The organism is Nocardioides sp. QY071, assembly GCF_029961765.1.
Taxonomy (GTDB): Bacteria; Actinomycetota; Actinomycetes; order Propionibacteriales; family Nocardioidaceae; genus Nocardioides.
The window spans coordinates 4855801-4878839 of the sequence record NZ_CP124681.1 but is presented as its reverse complement, the minus strand read 5'-3'; the positions used below and the strand labels follow the sequence as shown (position 1 = coordinate 4878839).

The following is a 23039-nucleotide window of genomic DNA, read 5'->3' as shown; positions in this document are numbered from 1 at the left end:
GAATCCCCGGTCGGCCGGGGATTCATGCACCAGCACCTACCTTCCTTCGAGGGGTGTGATCGCGGTCACCGGAGCGTCACCATGGGGGCATGACGGACCTGTCGTACGCCGCCGGCGAGACCACCACGCCCCTCCTCGACGAGACGATCGGGGCCAACCTCGAGCGCACCGTCGCCAGGTGGCCCGACCGCGAGGCGCTGGTCGAGGTCGCGAGCGGGCGCCGGTGGACCTGGCGTGCGTTCGACGACGCGGTCAACGAGGCGGCCCGCGGGCTGATCGGGCTCGGGATCGCGAAGGGCGACCGGGTCGGGATGTGGGCGCCGAACTGCGCCGAGTGGACGATCGTCCAGTTCGCCGCCGCGAAGGCGGGCGCGATCCTGGTCAACGTCAACCCGTCGTACCGCACCCATGAGTTCGCCTACGCCGTCAACCAGTCCGGGCTGCGTCTCCTGCTGGCCGCGACCAGCTTCAAGACCAGCGACTACAAGGGCATGGTCGAGGAGGTCGTCGCCGCGGGCGAGGTGCCCGGCCTCGAGCAGACGCTGTACGTCGACAGCGACGACTGGCAACGGCTCGTCGACGCCGGCCGGGACCTCCCCGAGGACGTGCTCGCCGAGCGCCAGGCCGGGCTGCGGCCCGACGACCCGATCAACATCCAGTACACGAGCGGCACCACCGGCTTCCCGAAGGGCGCCACGCTCAGCCACCGCAACATCCTCAACAACGGCTACTTCGTCACCGAGCTGATCGGGTTCAGCGAGCAGGACCGGCTGTGCATCCCGGTGCCCTTCTACCACTGCTTCGGCATGGTGATGGCCAACCTCGGCTGCGTCACCCACGGCGCCACCATGGTCATCCCGGCGCCCGGCTTCGACCCGGCGATCACGCTGCGGGCGGTCCAGGACGAGCGCTGCACGGCGGTCTACGGCGTACCGACCATGTTCATCGCCATGCAGAACGCCCCCGACTTCGGTGCCTACGACCTCGCCACCCTGCGCACCGGCATCATGGCCGGCTCGATCTGCCCGGTCGAGGTGATGAAGCGATGCATCCACGACATGCACATGGCCGAGGTCTCCATCGCGTACGGCATGACCGAGACCAGCCCGGTCAGCTGCCAGACCCGCGCGGACGACGACCTCGACCGTCGTACGTCGACCATCGGCCGGGCCGCGCCGCACGTCGAGATCCGCATCGTCGACCCGGTCACGGGCGAGACGGTGCCGCGCGGCACTCCGGGCGAGTTCTGCACCCGCGGGTACTCCGTGATGCTCGGCTACTGGCCACTGGGCCAGGAGGAGGGCGACGCCAAGACCGCCGAGGCGATCGACGCCGAGGGCTGGATGCACACCGGGGACCTGGCCGTGATGCGCGAGGACGGGTACGCCAACATCGTCGGCCGGATCAAGGACATGGTCATCCGCGGCGGCGAGAACATCTACCCGCGCGAGATCGAGGAGTTCCTCTACACCCACCCCGACGTCGAGGACGTCCAGGTCGTCGGCGTCCCCGACGAGAAGTACGGCGAGGAGCTGTGCGCCTGGCTCCGGCTGCGCCCCGGCGCCGATCCGCTCGACGCCGACGGGGTGCGCGCGTTCGCGAGCGGGAAGCTCGCCCACTACAAGATCCCGCGCTACGTGCTGCTGGTCGACGAGTTCCCGATGACCGTCACCGGCAAGGTCCGCAAGGTGGAGATGCGGGAGAGGTCCACCGAGCTCCTCGGTCTCACCTGATCGCCGACCCGGCTCGAACTGGCGCCGATCTCCCGCCGACCCGGCAGAAAGTGTCTCGCGCGCCGAGACACTTTCTGCCGGGTCGGCGCGATTTAGGAGCCACTTGGCGCCGGGTCGGCGGGAATGACGTCACGATGGCTTGAAAATGGCGTCAACGTGATGTCATAGTGGCGTCCATGGACATCACGCCGTACGTCGACAGCCTCCGTCGCGACCTCCTCGCTGCTGCCGAGAGCGCGGGGGAGCAGGCGCGGGAGGTCGCCGAGCGGCTGGGCTACGCGCTGGACCCGGCGGTCCGGCTCGCGGTGATGGAGGCGATCAGCCAGGCGGCGGCCGAGATCACGGCGGCGATGCCGAGCGGTGGCGTCGACGTGCGGCTCGACGGGCGCGACCTCGACTTCGTCGTGACGGCGCCCGAGCCGGACCAGGCGATGCTGCCGCAGCAGGTGACCGGGCCGGTGCCGGCCGAGGTGCCCACCGAGGACGAGGGGCAGGCGCGTGTCAGCCTGCGACTGCCCGAGTCGCTCAAGGCCCGCGCTGACGAGGCGGCCGCCCGCGCCGGACAGTCGCTCAACACCTGGCTGGTCAGCCTGATCCGCGGAGCCACCAGCGACAGGGCGCTCCACGTCGACGTCGACCTGTCCAGCGTCCCGTTCGGACACGACTTCCCGTTCGGCCCGCCGTCCGCGGGCAAGCCCGGCGCCAACCGACGCCTCACCGGCTGGCTCTGACCAGCCTCCAGACAGGAGAAGCCCATGAACGACCACGAACCCCTCCGCCAGGTCCTCGAGACCCCGGGCCCGGTCCGCCTGCACGTCGAGAACGGCCGCGGCCGGATCGTCGTCCGGGTCGCCGAGCAGGACACCACCGAGGTCGCCGTGGCCGGTGCCCGCGCGGCCGAGGTGCGGGTGACCCAGGACGGCCGCCGCATCGGCGTCCACGCCCCGAAGCCGCGCAACGGCATCTTCGGCCGTGCCGACGAGCTCGACATCGAGGTCGTCGTCCCGCTCGACAGCGACCTGGTCGCCCGCAGCGGCAGCGCGGGCATCACTGCCAGCGGACGGCTGATGACCGCCCGGGTCAAGAGCGGCTCCGGCACGGTCGTCCTCGACCAGGCCACGACCGTCGTCGTCGACACCGGCTCGGGCGACGTCAGCGTCGCCGAGGTCGACGGCGACGTCCGGGTCCGCACCGGCTCCGGTGCGGTCGACCTGGGCCGTGTCGCCCGCGCCGCCTCGGTCTCCACCGGCTCCGGCGACGTCTGCCTCGGGCAGGCCCTCGGCACCGCCGTCGTCAAGACCGGCTCCGGCGACCTCGAGGTCGGCGAGAGCACCGCCGACCTCACCAGCAAGACCGGGTCGGGCGACGTCGTCGTGCGTACGGCGCGCCGCGGCCGGATCCTCGTCAAGGGCGCCTCGACCCGGGTGCACGTCGGGATCCCCGCAGGTACGCCGGTCTGGACCGACCTCACCACCGTCTCCGGCCGGGTCAGCTCGACCCTGGCGCCGGTCGGTCAGCCCGAGCCCGGCGCCGACCATGTCGAGCTGCGCGCCACCACCGTGTCCGGCGACATCACGCTGGTTCCCGCCTGACGGACCGCCCGGTTGACGGCGCGCCGTCGCCCTCTATCCTTATCGAACAAGCGTTAGATAGGGACGAGGGAGAGCATGAGCGTCGCACAGCGGGTCCTGGTGGTCGGTGGCACCGGCCTGATCGGTTCGACGGTGGCGGCCGAGCTCGCCCGTCGTGGGTACGACGTCGCGGTCGCCGGCCGCAATCAACCCGAGGAGGGCTCGCCCGCGGCCGCGTTCGACTGGGTCGAGGGCGACTACACCCGGCCGGGCTGGGCCGACCGCCTCCGGGGCGTCGACGCGATCGTCTTCGCCGCCGCCCAGGACATCCGCCACGTCGGCGTGCACGCCTCGGCCGAGACCTGGCAGGACGTGCAGACCGCGAGCCTGCCGGCCTTCTTCGCGGAGGCCCGGGAGGCCGGCGTACGGCGGGCGGTGCTGGTCGGCAGCTACTACCACCAGGTGCTGCCCGACCTGGTCGCCACCAACGCCTACGTCAAGGCCCGCGCCGACGCCGAGGCGGGCGTCCTCGCGCTGGCCACCGACGACTTCGCCGTGTGCGCGGTCAACCCGCCGAACGTGGTCGGCGTCGCCCCCGGCCGCGCCCTGCACGCCTTCGCCAAGATGGTCCGCTGGGCCCGCGGCGCGATGGCCGACCGGGTGCCGGACTGCGCGCCCCACGGTGGCACCAACTACATGTCGGTGCACGCCGTCGCCGCCGCCGTGGCGGGTGCCGTCGAGCACGGCGAGTCCGGCCGTGCGTACCTCATCGGCGACGAGAACCTCACCTTCCAGGGTTACTTCCAGGCCCTGTTCGACGCCGCCGGCGCCGAGCGCACCGTCGCGGTCTGCGACGAGGACCATGCCTTCCTGCCCGACGACTTCCTGGTGGCCGGCAAGGGCGTGACGCTGCGCTACGAGCCCGACGCGACGGAGCAGGCGCTCCTCGGCTACCACCGTGGCGACATCGCGGAGACCCTGCGCACCATGGTGGCCGCGGTCGACGCGCTCCCGCCCCGGGTCTAGTGCGTGCCGTAGAAGACCGCGAGGTACTGCTCGGCCAGCGTGTCCGCATCGCTCGCCGAGCCGGCGCGGTACCAGCGCACCGCGGTCCAGGTCGCGTCGCGCACCAGGCGGTACCGCACGTCCACCGGTACGTCGACCGCGAAGTCCCCGGCGTCGGCACTCTCGGTCAGCGCGCGCACCCACCCGGCCTCGATCGCCGCGCTCTGCTCGGCCACGAAGTCGAAGCCCGGCTGGTCGACCAGCCGGAGGAACTCGTTCTGGTAGGTCAGCACCCAGGCCGGCCGCTCGGCGATCAGGCCGAGGGCGTGCCGGACCAGGTCGCCGACCCGCTGCCGCGGCGGTGCGTCCGCGCGGACGATCGCCTCGGTCGCCGCCGCCAGGTCGGCCAGGAACTCCCGCAGCACCGCCTCGAGGAGCGCGTCCTTGGAGGCGAAGTAGTGATACAGGCTGCCCGACTGGATCTCGGCCTCGTCCGCGATGTGCCGCACCGTCGTGTCGGCGTACCCGCGCCGCGCGAACAGGGTCGCGGCGCTGTCGAGGATCGCCTGCCGTCGTACGGCGGGGTCCTCCCGCACCCGCATCCGGCGGGCCGGAGCGGGCTCGGGCATCACGCCGCGATCCTGCCAGAACCTCAGTGATCGGAGAGAGCATGGAACACCGGGTCAGCATCGTCACCGGGGGAGCGGGCGGCATCGGCGGAGCGATCTCGCGCGCCCTCGCGGCCCGCGGTGACCACGTCGTCCTCAACGACATCGACCCGGAGGCCGCCGCGGCCGCGGCCACCGGCATCCGCGAGGACGGCGGCGCCTGCACCGTCGTCCCCGGCGACATCACCGATGACGACGTCGCCACCACCGTCGTGACCACGGCGGCCGGGATCAGCAGCGCGATCGACGTCCTGGTCAACAACGTCGGCGACTTCCGCCCGGCCTCGCGCGACTTCGCGCACAGCACGCCCGAGCAGTGGCAGCGGCTCTACGAGGTCAACCTGCGCCACGTCCTCACGATGACGTACGCCGTGCTGCCGCACCTGGTGGCCGGCTCCTCGATCGTCAACGTCTCGACGGTCGAGGCCTACCGAGGCATCCCGGCCAGCGCGCCGTACTCCGCCTTCAAGGCCGGCGTCTCCGCCTTCACCAAGAGCATGGCCGTGGAGCTCGGGCCGCGCGGCGTGCGGGTCAACGCGATCGCCCCCGACCTCACCGACACCGCCCAGACCTCGCGCGCGGCGATGCTGCGCGGACGCGACGAGGCGCTGGTGCCGCTGTGGCTCCCGCTCGGCCGGTTCGCCGAGGCCGACGACCACGCGGGCGTCGTCGACTTCCTGACCAGCGACGCCGCCCGGTTCGTCACCGGCCACACCGTCCCCGTCGACGGCGGCACCCTCGCCGCGTCCGGCTGGTTCCGCCGCCGCGACGGCAAGGGCTGGACGAACATGCCCGACCAGCCCTGAGCCGGCCCGGCCCGGGCGACTGCGTGACCGGGACCACAGGTGCCTCGTTACCCGTGAGTACGCCACGGGAGGGGACCACCCATGAACGACAACGCCCTGCGCCGCCGCCTGGTGGCCGCGCTGCTCAGCACCGGCCTCGCCGCCGCCTTCGTGCTCCCGCTCGGCGGTGACGCCGTCGGCGCGGGCGCGACCGCGGCCCGCACCGCCGTCTCGGTCCAGCAGGCGGGGGCGAGCGTGCCGGTCGCCCAGAAGCCGAAGAAGTGCAAGAGGAAGGCCAAGAAGCACAAGAGGAAGTGCGCCAAGGCCAAGCACGCGGCGCCCGCTCCGGCGACGACGAGCACCCCCACCGGCACGCCCGGCAGCCCTGCCGGCAGCACCGGCACCGCCCCCGCAGCCACCCCGTGGACCCCGCGCCCGGCGCAGTACGACGCCAGCGTCACCACCCGCGACATCCCGATCACCATGGACGACGGCGTGATCCTGCGCGGCGACCTGCAACGCCCGGCCGGCGCCGACGGCAAGCCGGTCACCACGCCACTCCCGGTCATCGTCACCATCACCGCCTACAACAAGACGGTCCTCTCCGCCGGTGCGGGTGCCACCCTCGCCGGGGCCGACCCTGGCTACCTGGTCGCGCGCGGCTACGCCCAGCTCACCGTCGACGCCCGCGGCACCGGCGGTTCGCAGGGCCAGTGGGCCGCGTTCAGCGCCCGCGAGGGCAAGGACGCCGGGGCGATCGTCGAGTGGGCGGCCTCCCAGCCGTGGAGCAACGGCAAGGTCGGCATGACCGGCGCGTCGTACATGGGCATCTCGCAGCTCTTCGCCGCCGCCCAGAAGCCCCGGGGACTCAAGGCGATCTTCCCGCAGGTCCCGGCGGCCGACGTCTACCGCGACGTCGTCGCCTCCGGCGGCCAGATCGACGTCGGGTTCATCCCGCTGTGGCTCGGACTGGTCACCGCGACCGGGGTGATCCCGCCGGCGTACGGCCTCCAGGAGCCGCAGGCCGGCTTCAAGATGGCGCTCGACCACCTGATGGGCGGGCTCGGCTTCACCCTGCCGCTCGCCGTCCAGGCGGTGCTCGGCGGCGACCCGGCCTACGACGGCCCGTTCTACCGCGAGCGCTCACCGATCGAGGTCCTCGACAACGTCACCGTCCCGACGTTCCTCGTCGGCGGCGAGTTCGACCTGTTCCAGCGCGGCACGCCGCTCGTGTTCGAGCGGCTCCAGCAGCGCGGCGTCCCGACCAAGCTCATCGTCGGTCCGTGGGACCACCTGCAGGGTTCGTCCGGCGCCGAGGTCGGCAAGGCGGGCTACGGCTCGCTCGCGGAGCTGCAGCTGCGCTGGTTCGACCAGTACATCAACGGCATGGACGGCCAGCTCGACCAGATCGCGCCGCTGACCTACTACGAGCAGGGCTCCGGCTCGTGGGTGCGCAAGGCGAAGTGGCTCGACGACGACCTCTCCGCCCGCAGCTATGCCCTGTCCGGCGACGCCGCGGTCGGCGGCAGGGCCGGCGTCCTGACCACGGGTACGGCGAGCGCCGGGTCCGCCGTCGTCCCGCCGATCCCGGTCACCGGCCTGTGCACCCGCTCGGCCAACCAGTGGACCGCCGGGGTGCCGAACGTGCTGCTCGCGGACCTGCCCTGCTTCACGAACAACGCGCTCAACGACCTCGGCGGGGTCACCTTCGACACCGCGCCGCAGGACGCCGACGTGCGCTTCCAGGGTCCGCTCAACGCGCGGCTCTACGTCTCGACGCCGACCGGCGACGGGATGCTGTCGGTCGCGGTGGAGGACGTCGCACCTGACGGAACGGTCACCCGGATCAGCGGAGGCTGGCAGACCATCGCGCACCGCAAGCTCGACGAGAGCCGCTCGCGCTACCTCGACGGCCAGCTGCTCCAGCCGTACCACCCGTTCACCCGCGAGGCGAAGGCCAACCTGCCTGCCGGCGAGATCGCGCCGGTCGACGTCGAGATCTTCCCGACCGGCGCGGTGATCGCGAAGGGGCACCGGCTGCGGATCGCGGTCCAGGCGTTCGACGTACCGCACCTGTTGTCGCCGCTCACCGACCTGGTCGGCCAGCTGGTGCCGGTCACCGTGCACACCGGCCCGCAGTACCCGTCGGTGCTGACCATGGCGGTGCGCTGACCGGCTCATCCGCCGGTCCGCGCTGGTCGGGCTGGTCGGGCTGTAACACGTTGTCCACCCGACTACCTGACGGTTCTCCGCACCAGGCTCGGCGTGTCGTCGGCGTGTCGTGCTGACAACCGCCGACCAGTCGGGTGGACAACGTGTTACAGCGGTGGGAGCCGACGCCGCGCCGGCCACCCTGACTCCTCCAAACCGCCTACAACCCGCCCGGGCGGCGGGCCAGGGTGCTCGCGAGGGCCGTGGCCGCCGCCCGGACCGCGTTCTGGTGCGCCTCCGGCCGGAACCGGCCGACCGGGCCGGTCACGCTGATCGCGGCCAGTGCGCTCGCCCCGTCGGTGTCGAGCACCGGCGCCGCCACGCACAGCAGGCCCGGCGTCGACTCCTCGCGCTCGAAGGCCAGCCCGTTCTCCAGAGCCCGCTCCAGCTGCTGCTCGAGCAGGCCCGGTGCCACCACCGTGTGCGGCGTACGACGGGCGAGCGGCCCCGCCAGCACCGCCGCCCGCACGGACGGCTCGGCGTGCGCGAGCAACACCTTGCCGATGGCGGTGCAGTGCATCGGCATCCGGCCGCCGGTCCGTGAGGGGCTGCGGGCCTGGCGGTGCCCGCCGATCTTGGCGACGTAGACGACCTCGGTGCCGTCGCGGACCCCGAGGTGGACGGTCTCGTGGGTGCGCTCGTAGAGGTCCTGCAGGAACGGCATCGCGACCTCGAGCAGGGTGCGCTCGGTGGCCGCCCGCATGCCGAGCTCGAACAGCCCGCCGGCCAGCCGGTAGCCGTGCTCGGTCTTCTCCAGCAGCCGGTGGTGCACCAGGTCGGCGGCGACCCGGTGCGCGGTGCCCTTCGGGAGGCCGGTGCGTCGGACCAGCTCGGCGAGGGGGAGCAGCCGGTCCTCGGGGCCGAAGGCGCGCAGCAGCGCGACCGCCTTGCCCAGGACGGTGTCCAGGTCCTGCGCGTCCGCCACTCGCACAGCGTACCGGTGAGTGGAACGTGCCCATGGTGGGCGACGACGCCAGGCACGAGAGTGAGCACCATGACCGAAGCTCTCGACCTCGACACTGCCGTCACGGCTGCCGCCGAGCGCCTGCACACCGCGCTGGTCGACAACCAGCCCTGTGCCCCGATCCGCGACCTGATCGGCGACCGCGACATCAACCTCGCGTACGCCGTGCAGCAGCAGCTCAACGCGCACCGCCTCGACGCCGGCGCCACGGTCGTCGGCCGCAAGATCGGCGCGACCTCCGAGGCCGTCCAGAAGCAGCTGGGCGTCGACACCCCCGACCTGGGCGTGCTCTTCGACGACATGGAGTACGACGCCTCCGCGCCGATCGACATCAGCGGGCTGCTGCAGCCGAAGGTCGAGGGCGAGATCGCGTTCGTCCTGGGCGCCGACCTCGCCGAGGGCGACCTCGACCTCGACCAGGTCGCGGCCGCCGTCGACTACGCCGTCGCCGCGATCGAGGTGTGCGACAGCCGGATCGACAACTGGGACATCAGCTTCGCTGACACCGTCGCCGACAACGCCTCGGCCGGCGGCTACGTGCTCGGCACCGAGCGCCGTACTCTCGACGACTTCTCGCCGAAGGACGCCGCCATGGCGATGACCGTCAGCGGCCAGGACGACTCGGTCGGCACCGGCGCCGCCTCCCTCGGCGACCCGCTCGTCGCGCTGCAGTGGCTGGCCCGACAGGCCCGCGACCTCGGCGACCCGTTGCGCGCGGGCCAGGTCGTGCTCTCCGGCGCGCTCGGCCCGATGCGTCCCGCCGCCCCCGGCGCCGACGTCGAGCTCACCATCGACGGACTCGGCTCCGTCGCCATCAGCTTCAGCACCAAGGAGGACTCATGAGCAAGACCAAGGTGGCCATCATCGGCTCCGGCAACATCGGAACCGACCTGATGATCAAGATCCTGCAGACCGCGCAGCACGTCGAGATGGGGGCGCTCGTCGGCATCGACCCCGACTCCGACGGCCTCGCCCGGGCCCGCGACCTGGGCGTCGCGACCACCCACGAGGGCGTCGAGGGCCTGATGGCCCTGCCCGGCTTCGACGACATCGAGATCGTCTTCGACGCCACCTCGGCCAAGGCGCACCTTCACAACGACGCGCTGCTGCGCCCGCTCGGCAAGCGGATGATCGACCTCACCCCGGCTGCCATCGGCCCGTTCGTGATCCCGGCCGTCAACATCGACGAGCACCTCGACGCGCCCAACCTCAACATGGTCACCTGCGGCGGGCAGGCCACCATCCCGATCGTGGCCGCGATCTCCCGTGTGGTCCCCGTGGAGTACGCCGAGATCGTCGCCTCGATCTCCTCGAAGTCCGCCGGTCCGGGCACCCGCGCCAACATCGACGAGTTCACCGAGACCACGTCCGGGGCGATCGCCCAGGTCGGCGGCGCCAAGCGCGGCAAGGCCGTCATCATCCTCAACCCGGCCGAGCCGCCGCTGATGATGCGCGACACCGTCTTCGCGCTCGTCCACGCACCCGACCCGGCCCTTCATGACGAGATCCGCGCGAGCGTGGAGAAGATGGTCGCCGACGTGGCGGCGTACGTCCCCGGCTACAAGCTGGTCCAGAAGGTCCAGATCGCCGAGATCCCGGCGGACCAGCCGGTCGAGACGCTGTTGGTCGACGGCGCGGAGCGCCCGACCCACCAGGTCTCGGTGTTCCTCCAGGTCACCGGTGCCGGCCACTACCTCCCGGCGTACGCCGGCAACCTCGACATCATGACCTCGGCCGGCCTCCAGGTCGCCGAGCGGATCGCTGCTGCTCGAAACAACGACATGGAGGCCGCGCTGTGAGCACCCCCGCCGAGAAGACCAAGATCTTCGTCCAGGACGTCACCCTGCGCGACGGCATGCACGCGATCCGGCACCGGATCTCGCCCGCCGACGTGAAGCGGATCGTCGTCGCCCTCGACGAGGCCGGCGTGGACGCGCTCGAGGTCGCCCACGGCGACGGCCTCGCCGGCGGCTCGGTCAACTACGGACCCGGCTCGCACACCGACTGGGAGTGGCTCGAGGCCGCCGCGTCGGTGCTGAAGAACGCCCGGCTGACCACCCTCCTGCTGCCCGGCGTCGGTACCGTCCACGAGCTCCAGCGGGCCTACGACCTCGGCGTCCGCTCGGTCCGGATCGCGACCCACTGCACCGAGGCCGACGTCTCCGCGCAGCACATCGCGGCTGCGCGCGAGCTCGGCATGGACGTCTCCGGCTTCCTGATGCTGTCCCACATGGCCGAGCCCGAGCAGCTCGCCCAGCAGGCCAAGCTGATGGAGTCGTACGGCGCCCACTGCGTCTACGTCACCGACTCCGGCGGCCGCCTCACCATGGACGACGTCGCCGCGCGCGTGCAGGCCTACCGCCGCGTGCTGGACCCGGGGACCGAGATCGGCATCCACGCCCACGAGAACCTCTCGCTGTCGGTCGCCAACTCCGTGGTCGCCGTACAGAACGGCGTCTATCGCGTCGACGCCTCCCTCGCCGGTCACGGCGCGGGCGCCGGCAACTGCCCGATCGAGCCGTTCATCGCCGTCGCCGACCTGATGGGCTTCGTGCACGGCTGCGACGTGTTCAAGCTGCAGGACGCCGCCGACGACATCGTCCGCCCGCTCCAGGACCGCCCGGTCCGGGTCGACCGCGAGACGCTGACCCTCGGCTACGCCGGCGTCTACTCCTCGTTCCTGCGCCACGCCGAGCGTGCCGCCGAGCAGTACGACGTCGACGTGCGCGACATCCTGATGGAGTGCGGCCGCCGCCGTCTCGTCGGTGGCCAGGAGGACATGATCGTCGACATCGCGCTGACCATCGTGGCCGAGCGCGAAGCGGCTCTCGTCTAGCGCGACCCGGCAGAAAGTGGCCCGGTCTTCCCGCCGACCCGGCAGAAACTGGCTCAGAAATCGCGTCGACCCGGCAGTACTTCTGCCGGGTCGACGCAATTCGCCACCCACTTCGCGCCGGGTCGGCGCAATTCGCCACCCACTTCGCGCCGGGTCGGCGCGAATCACGAGCCACTTCGCGCCGGGTCGGCGGGTCAGGAGCGCATGGAGACACCCTCGCGCCAGTAGCCCATGAAGGCGACCTGGCGTCGGTCGAGCCCGAGGTCGTTGACCAGCTTGCGGCGCAGGCCGGTCACCACCTTGGACTCGCCGGCGATCCACGCGTAGAGCCCGGCGTACGGCGTGTCCCCTGCCGGGACCGCCGTCGCCGTGCCGACCTCCTCGCCCGAGGAGGAGTGCACCGGGGTCTCCCACAGGTCGGGGTCGATCTCGTCGTCGGTCACCACGATGGCCTCGGTGGGCGCGGTGCCGGTCAGGTGGTCGAGGACCGCCGCGTGCAGCCGCTCGCCGCGTGGGCCGCCGTTGCGCGGCAGCCAGGTCACCTCGACCCCGACGGGCGCGACGAGGTCCTGGATGTCGGCGTCGACCGGCACCTCGAGGTACGCCGCCCCGGTCGCGTCGGCCGGCAGGTCGCGCAGCACGCCCCGGATCGCCGGTACGGCGGTCTCGTCGCCGACCAGCAGCAGGCGCGTCGCCGTACCGGGGGACCACTCGATGCCGCCGAACTCGTGGCCCGTGCGCGGCGCCAGGGTGACCAGCCGCTGCCCGGGCGCGGCCTGGAGCGCCCAGCGGTTGCCGGCGCCGTCGAGCGGGCTCTCGCCGTGGGCGTCGCCCTCGTGGACGACGATGTCGACGACCAGGCGCGTGTCGGCGCCCTCGCCGATCCGGTCGCGGATCGTGTAGGTGCGCAGGGAGCCACGCTCGTCCTCGGGGATCTGCATCCAGGTGGTCCACCAGGACTCGTCCGCGTCGGCGAACGACGGCAGCGCGCCGGCCGCGTTGGGGAAGATCAGCTTGATCCGCTGGTCCAGCACGGGCCCGTCCGGGCCCAGCTCGGCCAACGCCGCGCCACCGAGCTCGACCCGCACGAACGACGGCGAGACCCGTTCGGCGCGCACGACCTCGACCTCGGTGAGGAGCATGGGAAGGGCGGCGACGTACTCGTTCTGGTCGACGGTCATGAGGTCAGGCTAACCTAACTACATGAATCCCCGGTCGGCCGGTGATTCCGGCACTTGTCGGGTGTTGCAACACCCACAAGTGCAGGAAGCGCCCGACGAGTCAGATCTGCGTCCGGTGGAAGTTCTGGAACGAGCGCGACGGCGTCGGGCCGCGCTGGCCCTGGTAGCGCGAGCCGTACTTCTCCGAGCCGTAGGGGTGATCGCTCGGCGAGGAGAGCCGGAAGAAGCAGAACTGGCCGATCTTCATCCCCGGGTAGAGCTTGATCGGCAGCGTCGCGACATTGGCCAGCTCGAGCGTCACGTGCCCGGAGAAGCCGGGGTCGACGAAGCCGGCGGTCGCGTGCGTGAGCAACCCGAGGCGGCCCAGCGAGGACTTGCCCTCGACCCGCGCGGCGATGTCGTCGGGCAGCGTGACGACCTCGTACGTCGAGCCGAGCACGAACTCGCCCGGGTGCAGGATGAACGGCTCGTCGCCCTCGGGCTCGACCATGCGGGTCAGGTCGGACTGGTCGGCGGCCGGGTCGATCGACGGGTACTTGTGGTTGTCGAAGACCCGGAAGAACCGGTCCAGGCGGAAGTCCACCGACGACGGCTGCATCAGCCCGGGGTCATAGGGTTCGAGGGCGATCCGTCCGGCGTCGATCTCGGCGGTGATGTCGCGGTCGCTGAGCAGCACGCCCCGCACCCTACCGGCCGGTGCCGGTTGTGAGTGGCGGCGATCACGCGCGCAGAATGCTCAGATGACCTTACGCACCTACGTCGCCCTCGGCGACTCGTTCACCGAAGGGGTCGGTGACCCCGACCCGGCGCGCCCCAACGGCCTGCGCGGATGGGCCGACCGCACCGCCGAGGCGCTCGCGGCCGCGGCCGCCCGCGACGGCGTCGACTTCGGGTACGCCAACCTCGCCATCCGCGGCCGCAAGCTCCCCGCGATCATCGACGAGCAGGTCGACGCCGCCATCGCGCTCGGCCCGGACCTGGTCAGCATCCACGGCGGTGGCAACGACGTGCTCCGCCCCAAGGTCGACATCGACGCCCTCGCGGCGACGTACGACGAGGCGATCGGCCGGCTCGCCGCCAGCGGCGCCCACGTCGTGGTGTTCACCATTGCCGACCCCGGCCTCAACGGGGTCATCAAGATGATCCGTGGCCGGACCGCGATCTTCAACGAGTGGGTCCGCGAGATCGCCGAGAAGCACGACGCGACCCTGGTCGACATGTGGCGGATGCGCGGCTGGAAGGTCGCGGAGGTGATGGACGAGGACCGCCTCCACCTCAACGCCGTCGGCCATCAGATGATCGCCATCTCCGCCCTGGACGCGCTCGGTGTCGCCCACGACCTGCAGCCGATCCCGCCCGTCCCGGCCCCGGTCCTCAGCGCCCGCCAGCAGCGCGCCGCCAACCTCGCGTGGGCCCGCACCCACCTCGCTCCCTGGGTCCAGCGCCGCGTCACCGGCCGCTCGTCGGGCGACGGGGTGGAGCCGAAGCGCAGCACCTTCCTGCCCATCGGGTAGCATCCTCATCGCTCCGGTTCGCCGGGGCCTGCGGACGTAGCTCAGTTGGTAGAGCGTCAGCTTCCCAAGCTGAATGTCGCGAGTTCGAACCTCGTCGTCCGCTCCACTGCTCCAGCGCGTGTCACGTGGCGGAGCGCCGCCCGCGGAAGAAGTAGACCACCGGCAGCACCCCGGCCGAGTTCACCAACGTCAGCGCGAGCGCCCACCGCCGCTTCGACCCGTTGACCTCGCTCTCGTCGCGTCCCCTGAGATCGGCGAGCGCGGCGGCCTTGAGCGCACCGTCGACGGCGCTGCCGACCAGGATCGCCTTCCGGGTGCGGGGGCTGAGGTCCGTCCAGCGCTTCTTGGCCATGTCACTCCTCGGGTCGGGGTTGAATGTGTCCATGGTGCACTCGGAGCCCCCGCCGTTCAGGTTCACCCCCCGCTCTCGGCGGCGTACCGGCCTGGTCGTCGCGGCCGTGCTGATGGCGGCCGGCAGCGCCTGGGCCGGCTACGGGCTGGGCCTGACGATCATCGACGCGAACGACGACGCGCCGCCGGCGTACGTCGCCCTGGACGCCGCCGCAGCCGGCACCATCGGCGGCCTGGTCATCGCCGCGATCGGCGCCATCGGCTGGCTGTTCATGATGGACCGCTTCCCGCTCGCCCTGAGCAGCTGGCACAGCGCCGGCCTGCTGCTCCTGTGCTCCGCGCCCGGCGTGGTGCTCGCGACGCGGGAGCTCGGCGCCGGCGGTTGGTACGACGTCGCGGCCGCCGGGCTGGCGACGGCCGGCGTCCTCGCGCTGCTCGGCGGCTCGCTGCTCGCCACCCGCCGGCGCCTGCGCTGGCACGACGAGCTGCGCCTGATCGCCGAGGGCACACCGGTACCGGCGACCGTCGTCGAGTCGGGGCTCGACCCGGACGACTTCGAGGAGGCGTCGAACGTGATCACCACCGCGACCTTCCGGTTCACCGGGGCCGACGGCACGTCGTACCTCGTGCACCAGCGAGTCACCATCCCCGCCGCCGCGCCGATCGTCGAGGGCCAGCGGACGACGGTCTGGTACGACCCCGCGGACCCGCTCGACGACAAGCGCATCGTGGTCGCGATGGTGCACGCGCTGCGCTGGAACGTGCCGGTCCCGCGCGCGGCGACCGAGGAGCCGGTCGTACCCTCCTGACGTGGACTTCACCGGCTTTCCCGTCGCGGCGCTCGACTTCTACGACGACCTCGAGGTCGACAACACGAAGTCCTTCTGGGAGGCCAACAAGGCCGTCTACACCGACAGCGTGAAGGCGCCGATGGTCGCCCTGACCGACGCGTTGGGCCAGGAGTTCGGCGCCGCGAAGGTGTTCCGGCCTTACCGCGACGTGCGGTTCGCGAAGGACAAGACGCCGTACAAGACCCATCAGGGCGCCTTCGTCGGCGTCGGCCCGGCGACGGGCTGGTACGTCGAGGTGGCGGCGCCCGGTGTCCGGGTCGGCGGCGGGATCTACGAGGCGTCGGGGGCGCATCTCGCCCGCCTGCGCGAGGCGATGGCCGAGGAGAAGACCGGCAAGGTCCTGCAGCGGATCCTGCGCGACCTCGAGCGCGGCGGGTTCGAGGTGGCGGGAGAGCGGCTCAAGACCGTGCCTCGCGGCTACGACAAGGAGCACCCTCGCATCGAGCTGCTCAAGATGAAGACCGTGCTCGGCATGCGCTCCTACGGCTTCGAGCCGTTCGTGCACACCGCCGAGCTACTCGACCGGGTGCGCGAGGACTGGCGTCGGCTGCGTCCGCTCGTCACCTGGGTCGCTGACGCGATCGCGGAGTGAGCGGGGCGATCAGCCGCGGACCCGGCGCAGGAAGGCGGCCAGGTTGCCGGTCAGCCGCTCGACCTGCTGCTCGACGGTGAGCGACTCGGGCAGTCGGCCCTGGTCGCTGACCCTCTTGCCCCGGACGTAGAGCGAGCACTGCAGGTCGGCGCAGATGTAGGTGCCGACGGAGTCGCCGTTCTGCCCGGCCTTGCCGGAGCGCGGTGCGACCATCAGCACCACGCCGCCGGAGCCGTGCGGCGTCAGGCACAGCGCGCACAGGTTCTTGCGGGGCACCCCGGCGCTGCCGTCGGTCGCGCGGAGCACGATGCCGTACGGCGACCCGTCGACCTCCGCCACGACGTACCCCCGCACCCGCGACTGCGGGTCCCGCCACCCGAGGAACTCGAGGTCCTCCCACGGCTGGTCGCGCAGGTCGCGGGGGACGTTGAGCCGCTTCGCCTCGCCCTTCGAGCAGTTCACGAAGGAGGCGCGGATCTGTTGCTCGGTCAGGGGGCTCACGTCGATCCACCCTACGAACCGGCGCCACCCATTTACGGGTCGGCGGAGGGTCAGGCGGAGGTGAAGCTCGCCATCGTGCGGTCCGGCTCCCAGAACGCCTTCATCGACCTCACCCGCCCGTCGTCGTCGACGACGTACACCATGATCAGGTCGGTCGTCGTGTGCGAGCCGTCCGCGAAGGATGTCTTGATCCGTCCGATGTTGGCGCAGGTGTTGCTGCCCGGGTTGGCGAACGAGTCGTTGATCTGGAACTCGAAGGTGTCGATCGGCGCGATCGCCTTCTCCCAGAACGCGGAGATGCCGGCGTGGCCGTGGTGCCCCTTGCCCTCGGGGTCGAACATCGACGGCCCGACCGGGTCCTCGAGGACCGCGTCCTCGGCGTACACCGTCAGCCACTCGGCCAGGTCGCCCTTGGCCACGGCGGAGTAGGACCGCTGCGACGCGGCGCGGGCCGGGTGCGGGTCGTTGGGGGCGTTCCACACGATCGCGTCGGAGGTGATCATGTGGCCATCGTAGGGCGAAGATAGAACGTGTTCTATGTTTCGAGACGGTTTGCTCGTCCCTCGCAAACCTCCTCAACAACCGGAGGACGGTTTGCTCGTCCCTCGCAAACCTCCTCAACAACCGGAGGACGGTTTGCTCGTCCCTCGCAAACCTCCTCAACAACCGCCCGGGGGACTGCTGTGCGTCACCACGGGTTCACGGGCCGCTCACCGGGGCCTGTCACCGTGCGAGCATGGCGAAGAAGCAGAAGGCCTGGATCCACGTGGGCATGCCCGGCGCGGGTGACGTCGTCGAGCCGGCCCTCGCCCACCACCATGCGGCACTCGTCGAGCTCGGCGTCGCCTCCCTCGCCCGGTCGAGCGCGGAGAGCTTCCGTGCCGCCGTCGAGATCACCCGCTCCCACAAGGACTGGGGCCTCAAGCGCGCCGACGTCGAGGGCCAGTGGACGCGCCTGGTGCGCCGCGCCCGCAAGTCCCGCTGCGACGTCGTGTTCAGCCAGCCCCTCCTCGCGACCGCCACCGCCGAGCAGGTCGCTCTCCTCGTCGACGCCCTCGCCGGCTACCAGGTCAACGTCGTGCTCACCACGGGCCTCGACGACGAGTCCGCCGCCCTCGCCCGGTGGCAGACCGCCTGCCGCAAGCCCGAGCGCCTCCACGTCCTCGAGACCGACGGCCTCGAGCCCGGCCAGGTCTGGAAGGCCTTCGGCAGGCTCGTCGGGTTCGGTACGGCGTCCCTCGGCCTCGACCGGCTCCCCGGCGCGTCCGCCACGCTGCAGACGCTCCCGGAGGCGTTGCGTGAGGTCGAGCGGCTGGCTCGACGCAATGCGTCACTGGAGGTGCGGCTCGAGGAACTGGACCGCAAGCGGCGCAAGCTCAAGCGGAGGTTGAGCAGCGCGGCGTGAGGTCTCGGAGTTGGTGCGTCTCGTGATCGACTCGCGGTGTTGGTTTGGCGCTCGCTTCGCTCGCGCATGTCGGGCGCGCTTTTGCGCGTTGCCTTCCTCCGCTGCGCTCGCTGGCGCTCGATGCGCTCCGTCCAGGCAACGCGGCGCGCCCGACGAGAAGCACTTCAGCCGCGTCTGATGCGCTCAGGCATCACGTTCGGTGAGTCTCGTCGCGCCGCCCGCCGTTTCTGGACGGAGGAGGGAGCGAGGAACGAGCGAGCGGGGGAGGAAGAAACGGCGCCAAAAGGCGGCGCGACATGCGAGCGAAGCGAGCCAAACGGCTCAGTGCGGCGCCCAGGCGTCGTCGTCCGCCGTACGGCTGGTGACCGCATCGGGGAGGTGGCCGTCCGCGAGCTGCTGGATGGACACGTCCTCGAAGACCTCGCGCAGGGCGCGACGGGCGGCGATCCAGACGTGCTGGAGGACCTCGGCGGCCTCGTTGTAGTTGACCGCCTCGGGGCGCAGGCCGTAGACGGAGACGAGCGGGCCGTCGACGGCGCGGATCACGTCTGCGACCGAGACGGTGGTGGCCTCACGGGCCATCCTCCAGCCGCCGGACTGGCCGCGCTGGGACATCACGATGCCGGAGCGGCGCAGGTCGGCGAGGATCGCCTGGAGGAAGCCGTGGGGGATGTCCTGGAGGCGTCCGAGCTCCTCCGCGCTCACGGCTCGCCCGTCGGACCTGCTCGCCATGGCGATCAGGGCCCGCAGTGCGTAGTCGGACTTGGCGGAGACGCGCATGGGGCCAGTGTGTCAGATTGCTCGATCGATTCAGTCGACATAGCGCCCGTCGGGTGTGAGCCAGGACGCCGACCCGGTGCTTGCCCGCAGCTAGCACCCCCCGTATCATGAAGTTACTGGTGAGTAGCAGTGCTCATGACGAGCACCGCGAAGCCACTCCGTGAATCCCTGGAAACTGGAAACGGTGGGAACTGTGAGCCACTACAAGAGCAACCTGCGCGACATCGAGTTCAACCTCTTCGAGCTCTTCAACGTGCAGGAGTACCTCGGCACCGGCCTCTACGAGGAGATGGACGCCGACACCGCGCGCGAGATCCTCTCCGAGGTCGAGCGCATCGCGCGTGAGGACCTGGCGGCGTCGTTCGTCGACTCCGACCGGAACCCGCCGGTGTTCGACCCGACGACGAACACCGCGCCCGTCCCGGCGTCGTTCAAGAAGTCGTACGACACCTGGATGGAGTCCGGCTTCTGGGGCCTGGGCCTGCCCGAGGAGATCGGCGGCACCACCGCGCCGCCGTCGCTGGTGTGGGCGTCCGGCGAGATGGTGCTCGGCGCGCACGCGCCCATCTGGATGTACTGCACCGGCCCGTCGATGGGCTCGGTCGTCTTCAAGAACGCCAACGGCGTCGCCCGTGACATCCGCATCGCCGAGATCATGGTCGAGCGCCTGTGGGGCGCCACCATGGTGCTGACCGAGCCCGACGCGGGCTCCGACGTGGGTGCCGGCAAGACCTTCGCGACGCCCAACGAGGACGGCTCCTGGAACATCTCCGGCGTCAAGCGCTTCATCACCAGCGCCGAGTCGGACCTGCAGGAGAACATCATGCACCTGGTCCTCGCCCGCCCGAAGGGCGTCGAGGGCGTGGGCGGCCCGGGCACCAAGGGCCTGAGCCTGTTCCTGGTGCCGAAGTACCACTTCGACCACCAGACCGGCGAGCTGACCGGCGAGCGCAACGGCGTCTACGTCACCAACGTCGAGCACAAGATGGGCATCAAGGTGTCCAACACCTGCGAGCTCACCTTCGGCGACCCGCAGGTCGGCGGCGGCGAGCCCGCCCAGGGCTGGCTGCTCGGCGAGGTGCACGACGGCATCCGCCAGATGTTCGACGTCATCGAGAACGCCCGCATGATGGTCGGCACCAAGGCCATCGCGACCCTGTCGACCGGCTACCTCAACGCGCTCGACTACGCCAAGGAGCGGGTGCAGGGCTCCGACCTCACCCAGTCCGCCGACAAGGCCGCGCCGCGGGTGACGATCACCCACCACCCCGACGTACGCCGCTCGCTGATGACCCAGAAGTCGTTCGCCGAGGCGATGCGCTCGCTGGTCGTGTTCACCGCCACCTGGCAGGACAAGGTCCAGCTCGCCAAGGCCGCCGGTGAGCGCGACGAGCTCGCCGAGGCCGTCAACGACCTGCTGCTCCCGATCGTCAAGGGCTACGGCTCGGAGCGCTCGTGGGTCCTGCTCGGCACCGAGTCGCTGCAGACCTTCGGCGGTTCGGGCTTCCTGCAGGAGTACCCGATCGAGCAGTACGTCCGCGACGCCAAGATCGACACCCTCTACGAGGGCACCACCGCGATCCAGGGCCAGGACTTCTTCTTCCGCAAGATCGTCAAGGACCAGGGCAAGGCGCTGGGCCACATCGCCGGCGAGATCAAGGCGTTCATCGAGGCCGAGGCCGGCAACGGCCGCCTCAAGAACGAGCGTGAGCTCCTCGCGACCGCGCTCGCCGACGCCGAGGCCATGGTCGGCCTGATGATCAACGACCTCATGTCCGCCCAGGACGAGATCAAGAACATCTACAAGGTGGGCCTCAACACCACGCGCCTGCTGATGGCGCTCGGTGACGTGGTCTGCGCCTGGCTGCTGCTCCGCGGCGCCGAGGTCGCGCTCGCCAAGCTCGACGCCGGCGCCGGCAGCGACCAGGCCTACTACGAGGGCAAGGTCGCCGCGGCCCAGTGGTTCGCGCAGCTCAACCTGCCGCGCCTCTCGGCCGAGCTCAAGATCGCCCAGGCCACCGGCCTGGACGTGATGGACCTCGACGAGGCCGCGTTCTGATCGCACGCTGAGTCACCGCCGACGGCCGCTCCGGGACACCGGGGCGGCCGTCGTCGTACGCCGGCGGCCCGACGTCGCCTATGGTCTGCGGGTGCCTCGTACCGCTCCCCGCCTCGCCTGCTGCCTCGCCGTCCTCGCCGCGCTGGTGCTCGCCCTGTGCGGTACGCCGGCGCAGGCCGACGACCGGCAGTACCCCGAGCCGTTCTTCAACGGCAACGTCGGCGACCCGAGCGTGACCATGGTCGGCAAGCGGATGGTCGTGGTCGCGACCGGGCCGCAGATCAACCGGGCGTACAAGGACCCCGGCCACCGGTGGCGCTACCAGCAGCCGGTGCTCACCCACCGCCCGAAGTGGGCGATCGCGGAGGGTGGGATCTGGGCGGCGGACATCGCCAAGGTCGGCCGGAAGTGGCTGCTCTACTACGCCGTCCCGGTCGCCGGGCTCGGCGACTTCGGGCGCTGCATCGGCGTCGCCGTGGCCAAGAAGGCGCTCGACGCGTTCAAGCCGGTCGGCGGGCGGCCGCTGGTGTGCCCCTCGCGGGCGCTGGTGCCGACCGCCCAGGACCCGGTCGCCACGCCGGACCTGCCCAGCCGCGGCATCATCGACCCGTCGCTCTACCGCGAGGGCAAGCAGAACTACCTGCTCTACAAGACCGACGGCAAGCCGTCGTCGATCCGGCTGCTGCCGCTGAGCAAGAACGGCCGTCGGGTGCGCACCGGGCAGGACCCGCTCAACCCGAGCGTCGAGCTGGTCCGCTCCGCGGACGTCATCGAGAACCCCGTCCTGGCGCGGCATGCCGGCCTCTACTACCTGTTCGCCTCCGAGGGCGACTTCGCCCGCTGCTCCTACCTGGAGACCTGGCGCCAGTCCGCGTCGCTGACCGACTGGTCGCTCGCCGTGCCCAACGTCCTGCTGGACAGCACCATCACCCAGGGGCTGTGCGGGCCGGCCGGCGGCGACATCGTCAGGCACCGCGGCCGCACCACGCTCTACTTCCACGGCTGGGTGCGCCTGCACTCGTCGAAGCCGAAGGGCGTGAACTACTGGGCGTGGAACGGCGGGGAGAAGTACGGCCGCCGGGCGATGTACGCCGCGCGGCTGACCTTCCCGGGCGGCGTACCGACGGTCAAGAAGTACCTCACGCGCACCGGCGTCCCGCAGCGCGTTCCCACGCCCTACTGACCGCGGCCTCGCTAGGCTCGGCGGCATGAGCGACCGTGAGCTGCTGGCCGGCTACGTCGAGAACTGGTGGAGCGCGGTGGGTGACTTCGTCACCCTGCTCGAGGAGCTCGAGCCCGACGACTGGAGCACGCCGACCGACCTCGCAGGCTGGGACGTCAAGGCCGTCGCCTCGCACACCGCGCACCTCGAGTCGCTCCTCGCCGGTGGGCCCGACGAGACCGCCGACATCGGCGAGCCGGCGCACGTCACCGGCCCGATGGGCCAGTTCACCGAGATCGGCGTCGTCACCCGTCGCGATCGCGAGCCCGCCGCGATCATCGAGGAGATCCGTACGACGACCGCGAGCCGCCGCGCGACGCTGAACGCCGCGCCGCCCGAGGACCCGGCCGCGCCGGCCGACGGCATCTTCGGCCTGATCGGCTGGAACACCCGCACCCTGCTGCGCAACCGGCCGCTCGACGTGTGGATGCACGAGCAGGACATCCGCCGCGCGGTCGGCCGTCCCGGCGGCCTCGACAGCCCCGGCGCCCAGCACACCGCCGACTACCTCGTGGAGGCGTTCGGCTTCGTCGTCGGCAAGCGGGTCGCCCCGCCCGCCGGTACGACGGCCGTCCTCGCCGTCGAGGGCAGCGCACCCGTCGCCGTGCTGGTGGGCGACGACGGGCGCGCGCAGCGCCTGGCCGACCTGCCGGACGCGCCGAGTGTCACGGTCGCCATGGACCGGGAGAGCTTCATCGTGCTGGCCGGCGGTCGTCGTACCGCTGCGCCGGGGGCCGTGACCGTCTCGGGCGACCAGGAGCTGGGGGAGCGGATCGTCGCCAGCCTCGCCACGACGCCGTAAGGGGATCT

Annotated in this window: 24 protein-coding genes and 1 tRNA gene; 17 read left to right on the top strand and 8 right to left on the bottom strand. The window is 71.4% G+C overall.

The window, feature by feature from the left end; translation table 11 throughout:
• Positions 1-89 precede the first annotated feature (89 nt).
• The 4 genes from QI633_RS23560 (at position 90) to QI633_RS23545 (ending at position 4330) form a co-directional block, all read left to right on the top strand.
• Positions 90-1733 carry an AMP-binding protein gene (locus QI633_RS23560; protein WP_141797098.1) on the top strand — a complete coding sequence of 548 codons (1644 nt, stop codon included), beginning with the start codon at positions 90-92 and terminating at the stop codon, positions 1731-1733.
• Positions 1734-1909: 176 nt separating this feature from the next.
• Entirely contained in the window at positions 1910-2464 is a 555-nt protein-coding gene (locus tag QI633_RS23555) for a toxin-antitoxin system HicB family antitoxin (protein ID WP_141797099.1), read from the top strand.
• A gap of 24 nt (positions 2465-2488) precedes the next feature.
• Positions 2489-3325: a DUF4097 family beta strand repeat-containing protein gene (locus QI633_RS23550; RefSeq protein WP_141797100.1), complete on the top strand. Its 837-nt coding sequence runs from the start codon at positions 2489-2491 to the stop codon at positions 3323-3325.
• Between the two features lie 75 nt (positions 3326-3400).
• Positions 3401-4330, top strand: coding sequence for an NAD-dependent epimerase/dehydratase family protein (locus QI633_RS23545; protein WP_282427242.1), 930 nt, complete (start codon positions 3401-3403; stop codon positions 4328-4330).
• On the opposite strand, the gene QI633_RS23540 is transcribed toward QI633_RS23545, so the two are convergent.
• Positions 4327-4938 (bottom strand): TetR/AcrR family transcriptional regulator, encoded by a 612-nt coding sequence (locus QI633_RS23540; protein WP_282429324.1) that lies wholly within the window; start codon positions 4936-4938, stop codon positions 4327-4329. The two genes, QI633_RS23545 and QI633_RS23540, sit on opposite strands and share 4 nt — an antisense overlap.
• Positions 4939-4979: 41 nt before the next feature.
• Here QI633_RS23540 and QI633_RS23535 point away from each other — a divergent pair, with 41 nt between their 5' ends.
• Both QI633_RS23535 and QI633_RS23530 read left to right on the top strand, forming a co-directional pair.
• Positions 4980-5783 (top strand): SDR family oxidoreductase, encoded by an 804-nt coding sequence (locus QI633_RS23535; RefSeq protein ID WP_282427241.1) that lies wholly within the window; start codon positions 4980-4982, stop codon positions 5781-5783.
• Between the two features lie 81 nt (positions 5784-5864).
• Entirely contained in the window at positions 5865-7934 is a 2070-nt protein-coding gene (locus QI633_RS23530; RefSeq protein ID WP_282427240.1) for a CocE/NonD family hydrolase, read from the top strand.
• Positions 7935-8133: 199 nt separating this feature from the next.
• On the opposite strand, the gene QI633_RS23525 is transcribed toward QI633_RS23530, so the two are convergent.
• Complete coding sequence (locus QI633_RS23525; RefSeq protein ID WP_282427239.1) at positions 8134-8898, bottom strand: IclR family transcriptional regulator; 765 nt, start codon at positions 8896-8898, stop codon at positions 8134-8136.
• A 69-nt stretch (positions 8899-8967) separates the two neighbouring features.
• Between QI633_RS23525 and QI633_RS23520 the strand changes: the two genes are divergently transcribed.
• From QI633_RS23520 to dmpG, 3 genes are read left to right on the top strand one after another with little or no spacing between them, the layout of a single operon-like run.
• Positions 8968-9780 carry a fumarylacetoacetate hydrolase family protein gene (locus tag QI633_RS23520; RefSeq protein WP_282427238.1) on the top strand — a complete coding sequence of 271 codons (813 nt, stop codon included), beginning with the start codon at positions 8968-8970 and terminating at the stop codon, positions 9778-9780.
• Entirely contained in the window at positions 9777-10736 is a 960-nt protein-coding gene (locus QI633_RS23515; RefSeq protein ID WP_282427237.1) for an acetaldehyde dehydrogenase (acetylating), read from the top strand. The genes QI633_RS23520 and QI633_RS23515 overlap by 4 nt, the downstream gene beginning before the upstream one ends.
• Positions 10733-11773 carry a 4-hydroxy-2-oxovalerate aldolase gene (gene dmpG, locus QI633_RS23510; protein ID WP_282427236.1) on the top strand — a complete coding sequence of 347 codons (1041 nt, stop codon included), beginning with the start codon at positions 10733-10735 and terminating at the stop codon, positions 11771-11773. Before QI633_RS23515 ends, dmpG begins: the two co-directional genes overlap by 4 nt.
• Before the next feature lie 194 nt (positions 11774-11967).
• On the opposite strand, the gene QI633_RS23505 is transcribed toward dmpG, so the two are convergent.
• Complete coding sequence (locus tag QI633_RS23505) at positions 11968-12954, bottom strand: siderophore-interacting protein (RefSeq protein WP_260805757.1); 987 nt, start codon at positions 12952-12954, stop codon at positions 11968-11970.
• Positions 12955-13054: 100 nt separating this feature from the next.
• Positions 13055-13630, bottom strand: a complete 576-nt coding sequence (gene dcd / locus QI633_RS23500) for a dCTP deaminase (protein WP_282427235.1) — start codon at positions 13628-13630, stop codon at positions 13055-13057.
• 64 nt (positions 13631-13694) lie between these two features.
• On the opposite strand from dcd, the gene QI633_RS23495 reads away from it, so the two are divergent.
• Both QI633_RS23495 and QI633_RS23490 read left to right on the top strand, forming a co-directional pair.
• The gene (locus QI633_RS23495; protein ID WP_282427234.1) at positions 13695-14468 is read left to right on the top strand and encodes an SGNH/GDSL hydrolase family protein; all 774 of its coding nucleotides are present in this window, start codon (positions 13695-13697) and stop codon (positions 14466-14468) included.
• A gap of 30 nt (positions 14469-14498) precedes the next feature.
• A tRNA-Gly gene (locus tag QI633_RS23490) sits at positions 14499-14574 on the top strand.
• Positions 14575-14589: 15 nt separating this feature from the next.
• Here the strand turns inward: QI633_RS23490 and QI633_RS23485 are convergent.
• A complete protein-coding gene (locus tag QI633_RS23485) occupies positions 14590-14820 on the bottom strand; it encodes a DUF5652 family protein (RefSeq protein WP_282427233.1) in 231 nt (76 codons plus the stop codon).
• Positions 14821-14851: 31 nt separating this feature from the next.
• Here QI633_RS23485 and QI633_RS23480 point away from each other — a divergent pair, with 31 nt between their 5' ends.
• The gene (locus QI633_RS23480; RefSeq protein WP_282427232.1) at positions 14852-15628 is read left to right on the top strand and encodes a DUF3592 domain-containing protein; all 777 of its coding nucleotides are present in this window, start codon (positions 14852-14854) and stop codon (positions 15626-15628) included.
• A 1-nt stretch (position 15629) separates the two neighbouring features.
• Positions 15630-16262, top strand: a complete 633-nt coding sequence (locus QI633_RS23475) for a DUF2461 domain-containing protein (protein ID WP_141797114.1) — start codon at positions 15630-15632, stop codon at positions 16260-16262.
• Between the two features lie 9 nt (positions 16263-16271).
• Here QI633_RS23475 and QI633_RS23470 read toward each other — a convergent pair whose 3' ends face one another.
• Together QI633_RS23470 and QI633_RS23465 are read right to left on the bottom strand one after the other, a co-directional pair.
• The gene (locus QI633_RS23470; protein WP_141797115.1) at positions 16272-16763 is read right to left on the bottom strand and encodes an FBP domain-containing protein; all 492 of its coding nucleotides are present in this window, start codon (positions 16761-16763) and stop codon (positions 16272-16274) included.
• A gap of 50 nt (positions 16764-16813) precedes the next feature.
• The gene (locus tag QI633_RS23465; RefSeq protein WP_141797116.1) at positions 16814-17266 is read right to left on the bottom strand and encodes a nuclear transport factor 2 family protein; all 453 of its coding nucleotides are present in this window, start codon (positions 17264-17266) and stop codon (positions 16814-16816) included.
• Between the two features lie 233 nt (positions 17267-17499).
• Here QI633_RS23465 and QI633_RS23460 point away from each other — a divergent pair, with 233 nt between their 5' ends.
• Complete coding sequence (locus QI633_RS23460; protein WP_282427231.1) at positions 17500-18168, top strand: hypothetical protein; 669 nt, start codon at positions 17500-17502, stop codon at positions 18166-18168.
• A 321-nt stretch (positions 18169-18489) separates the two neighbouring features.
• Here QI633_RS23460 and QI633_RS23455 read toward each other — a convergent pair whose 3' ends face one another.
• The gene (locus QI633_RS23455; protein ID WP_141797118.1) at positions 18490-18948 is read right to left on the bottom strand and encodes an Rrf2 family transcriptional regulator; all 459 of its coding nucleotides are present in this window, start codon (positions 18946-18948) and stop codon (positions 18490-18492) included.
• A 193-nt stretch (positions 18949-19141) separates the two neighbouring features.
• Between QI633_RS23455 and QI633_RS23450 the strand changes: the two genes are divergently transcribed.
• The 3 genes from QI633_RS23450 (at position 19142) to QI633_RS23440 (ending at position 23031) form a co-directional block, all read left to right on the top strand.
• A complete protein-coding gene (locus QI633_RS23450) occupies positions 19142-21007 on the top strand; it encodes an acyl-CoA dehydrogenase (RefSeq protein WP_141800861.1) in 1866 nt (621 codons plus the stop codon).
• 91 nt (positions 21008-21098) lie between these two features.
• On the top strand, positions 21099-22190 hold the full coding sequence (locus QI633_RS23445; RefSeq protein ID WP_282427230.1) for a family 43 glycosylhydrolase: 1092 nt from the start codon (positions 21099-21101) through the stop codon (positions 22188-22190).
• 25 nt (positions 22191-22215) lie between these two features.
• A complete protein-coding gene (locus QI633_RS23440) occupies positions 22216-23031 on the top strand; it encodes a maleylpyruvate isomerase family mycothiol-dependent enzyme (protein WP_282427229.1) in 816 nt (271 codons plus the stop codon).
• Positions 23032-23039: the final 8 nt, after the last annotated feature.